This is a genomic window from Listeria floridensis FSL S10-1187 (assembly GCF_000525875.1).
GTDB lineage: Bacteria > Bacillota > Bacilli > Lactobacillales > Listeriaceae > Listeria > Listeria floridensis.
This window is the reverse complement of the sequence record NZ_AODF01000054.1, coordinates 1-2863: the sequence shown is the minus strand read 5'-3', so window position 1 is coordinate 2863 and position 2863 is coordinate 1. Positions and strand designations below refer to the sequence as shown.

Genomic DNA, 2863 nt, shown 5'->3' with positions numbered 1-2863 from the left:
TCAGCCGCAATTTCGTTGTTAATCGCGATTCTAAGTTTGGAGGACGATAATTAATGCAACAATACGTACTTGAATTTTATAGCAAGGGTCAGTGCTCGCCTTGTGTAGCTACTAGCTTTGCTTTACAAGTAGTTGAATGGCCTTTAAATGTATCTTTAGTAAATTGTAAACTCGAAGTATTAGGAGAAGACTTTTTCAGATCGGCAGGCGTGCGCCAGACACCAACACTTGTGCTCAAACGTGTGAACGATGAAGGGCAGCAGATTGAGATTAAGCGCTTGGTTGGGCGTGCAAGCGCCGATGATATTAGTAGACTACTAGAGTCTGCTTAGTTGTAGAAAATACGTTTTAATGACTAAAGGAGGCTAATTATCAGCACAATAATTCCAACAATTTTAATGACGACAAGTTTAATGACTAGCCCCGCGCCACAAATTCCAAGCATTGAGGCGTCACAACTTGCGAATCAAGTGGCGCCTAATGCGCTCGCTTGGCAAGCGGAAAATGAGCAACTACATAGCATTTTAAGCTCCAAAAACGAAGAAATCCAGAATCTGAAGAATAAGCTTCATGCACTTCAAAATGAGCAACCAGAAGTTAAAAAGCCGTTGAGTATTCAGAAAAATAATCAAGCCGAAGCCTCTGCTTCTCCGGCGTCTGGTTGGCAGTCAGGCGAGTTCACCGCATATTACCCCGCCAATGACGCGATGCAGGGCGGAGGCATTACCGCCAAAGGCGACAACCTCTATAAGTCTATTTATTATCAAGGATATCGTGTTATTGCGGCTCCGCCTTCTGTTCCGTTTAACTCTATTGTAGAAATAAAAGTTAGCGGGCAGACTGTTGAAGGCATTGTGCGTGATAGAGGCGGCGCGATTAAAGGCAACAAGTTTGACCTCGCTTATCCGGACAAGAGCAGCGCGGTTAACTTCGGTAGACAGCAAGGTTCGTGGAGGTTGATTAAATGAGGTTTTTTATTGGTGTTCTATGCACAGTAGCAGTTATTACACTTTTTAAAGCTATACATGTTGCGCTGTTTGGTCAGTTCGATGCTACGAGTTGGTGGAGTGGTTATATAACGGGGGGAATCGCAGTATTCGTTGTAGCTGTAATTGATATCAAGTTAAATACTAAGGGGAAGTGAATAATTTGGGGATTTTAGAACTTTTAACAATCATTCTTGTAATCTGTAAATTAGCAGGAGTCATTTCTTGGTCTTGGTGGCTAGTATTCTTACCTGAGATCATTGCACTTTTAAGCTACATTGTGTTTGTTTTTATCTACAAGCGTGTGTATAAAAAAGTAGAAAAGGAAGTGGATAAATGGTATTTCTAAATAGGCTGACCCTTGTATTTATTCTTTGTAAACTAATAGGGGCAATTGATTGGTCATGGTTTATCGTGCTAACACCATTGATGATCAGCTTTGTCTTTGCGTTATTCGTTAGTATATTAAAAGTAAAGCTGGACATTAAGTGAACCAGTTCAAAAAGGACAACTTGAAAGAAATCACTTTCGAGATACTAGATATTTTGGAACGAAAAAATACGAACTATGGCAACTCATTCGACCATCAAATGCACGAATATGGAATGCTGGCCGCAACCATTCGCCTTGACGACAAAATGAGCCGCTTACGAGCACTGACGAAAGGCGAACCTGATAAGGTAGGCGAATCAATTGAGGACACATTGAAAGATATGATTGGATATTGTTTGTTAACACTTAACTGGTTAGACGAAAAAAATGAAAAAGACACTGTGGAGTGCTTGACTTATGAAGCCAATTCGCTACGTACCCGCTAAAGTCCAACTGAAAGCCTATATACGCAAACGAGCTTTTGTAGAGAGCACAAGCAACAACTGGCAAAGCGCAACAGATGATTTGCTAGTGCTCGAGCAGGCGGTTAAAGAGGCGCAATTAACTGCGCGTCAACTGTTCATTATTAAAAAGTACTGCTTTGATGAGTGGCTTCAACATGAAATAGCATATGAGCTACATGTGAGTCAGCCTTCTGTAAGTCGAACCTATAATCGGGCAGTAAGTAAAATTCAGGCCGTGTTTAATAAATGGGAAAAAATGGAAAGGAGTTTGTGATTGGAAACTATTGACGTAGAACGCGCAGAACTCTTTGCGTTGGTCGACGAAAAAATGAAAGAGGCAAAAGCTGGCTTGATCCCACTTGAAAAGCGCAAAGAACTCGCTGAGGACATGATTTACTTCAACAACTTGGAGGTTGGCGACCCCCTACTTGAAAAGTTGGCTGACTTTGTGCTAGCGGACGATATTGCGAATAAGGACCGCCTGAAAATGCAGTTGCCTGATAGCTGGCTGACAGATCGTCAAATGGAGCGCAGGCTTGCAGGTGAAACCGAGTTTAGAGAGTTTACATAAGAAAAAGCGTCATACTAGAGTAGAAAAACACTCTTGTATGGCGCTTTGTTCTGTTAAGATGTAAAAAGCGCCGCACACCTGTACGACGCCTCTTTTTTTCTTAAAACGATTCATGAACACGAATATTTTGTTCTTTTCGTGCTGTTTGCGCATAGTCTTTAACCAGACCAGAAATATTGTTTGAGTCCGCTACATATTGAAGTATATGTGTGACATTATTTTGATCAGTAATATGTATGTTTCCATATCCAAAAACCGATTGATTTGACGATACATTTTTAATGCGGTAGAGGTCAATACCTTCTTTTCGTTTGTTTAGCAGTCCCGTTGTAATAGTTAGCTGGTTGCCAGTTATCGTGTATTTAGTAGTCGCGATTTTAACTGCTGTTATCATGCTTGGAATCCAAATAAGAATCCAACTCCATAATAACGAGGGAATCAAGCCAGCCCAGCTTAATTTGATTTCTTTA

At 41.0% G+C, this 2863-nt stretch carries 8 protein-coding genes; 7 read left to right on the top strand and 1 reads right to left on the bottom strand.

What is annotated here, in order from left to right; genetic code table 11:
* Positions 1 to 53 precede the first annotated feature (53 nt).
* The 7 genes from MFLO_RS15880 to MFLO_RS13650 all read left to right on the top strand — a co-directional run bounded on the left by MFLO_RS15880 (position 54) and on the right by MFLO_RS13650 (position 2393).
* The gene (locus MFLO_RS15880; RefSeq protein WP_036098585.1) at positions 54 to 332 is read left to right on the top strand and encodes a hypothetical protein; all 279 of its coding nucleotides are present in this window, start codon (positions 54 to 56) and stop codon (positions 330 to 332) included.
* Between the two features lie 81 nt (positions 333 to 413).
* The gene (locus tag MFLO_RS14895; RefSeq protein WP_162148167.1) at positions 414 to 968 is read left to right on the top strand and encodes a 3D domain-containing protein; all 555 of its coding nucleotides are present in this window, start codon (positions 414 to 416) and stop codon (positions 966 to 968) included.
* Complete coding sequence (locus MFLO_RS13670) at positions 965 to 1144, top strand: hypothetical protein (protein ID WP_036098583.1); 180 nt, start codon at positions 965 to 967, stop codon at positions 1142 to 1144. The genes MFLO_RS14895 and MFLO_RS13670 overlap by 4 nt, the downstream gene beginning before the upstream one ends.
* A 5-nt stretch (positions 1145 to 1149) precedes the next feature.
* On the top strand, positions 1150 to 1335 hold the full coding sequence (locus MFLO_RS13665) for a hypothetical protein (protein WP_036098582.1): 186 nt from the start codon (positions 1150 to 1152) through the stop codon (positions 1333 to 1335).
* A 139-nt stretch (positions 1336 to 1474) separates the two neighbouring features.
* Positions 1475 to 1804 carry a nucleotide modification associated domain-containing protein gene (locus MFLO_RS15235; protein WP_149023063.1) on the top strand — a complete coding sequence of 110 codons (330 nt, stop codon included), beginning with the start codon at positions 1475 to 1477 and terminating at the stop codon, positions 1802 to 1804.
* Complete coding sequence (locus MFLO_RS13655; protein ID WP_036098580.1) at positions 1776 to 2096, top strand: sigma-70 RNA polymerase sigma factor region 4 domain-containing protein; 321 nt, start codon at positions 1776 to 1778, stop codon at positions 2094 to 2096. The genes MFLO_RS15235 and MFLO_RS13655 overlap by 29 nt, the downstream gene beginning before the upstream one ends.
* Positions 2097 to 2393, top strand: coding sequence for a hypothetical protein (locus tag MFLO_RS13650; RefSeq protein WP_036098578.1), 297 nt, complete (start codon positions 2097 to 2099; stop codon positions 2391 to 2393).
* A 100-nt stretch (positions 2394 to 2493) separates the two neighbouring features.
* Here MFLO_RS13650 and MFLO_RS13645 read toward each other — a convergent pair.
* The coding region (locus MFLO_RS13645; RefSeq protein WP_036098577.1) for a PH domain-containing protein at positions 2494 to 2863 on the bottom strand (370 nt) is incomplete at its 5' end.

Bases quoted from the DNA above. Each gene is read 5' to 3' on its own strand.
- MFLO_RS14895 (WP_162148167.1), top strand. From the start codon at position 414: ATGACTAGCCCCGCGCCACAAATTCCAAGCATTGAGGCGTCACAACTT.
- MFLO_RS13655 (WP_036098580.1), top strand. From the start codon at position 1,776: ATGAAGCCAATTCGCTACGTACCCGCTAAAGTCCAACTGAAAGCCTAT.
- MFLO_RS15880 (WP_036098585.1), top strand. From the start codon at position 54: ATGCAACAATACGTACTTGAATTTTATAGCAAGGGTCAGTGCTCGCCT.
- MFLO_RS13670 (WP_036098583.1), top strand. From the start codon at position 965: ATGAGGTTTTTTATTGGTGTTCTATGCACAGTAGCAGTTATTACACTT.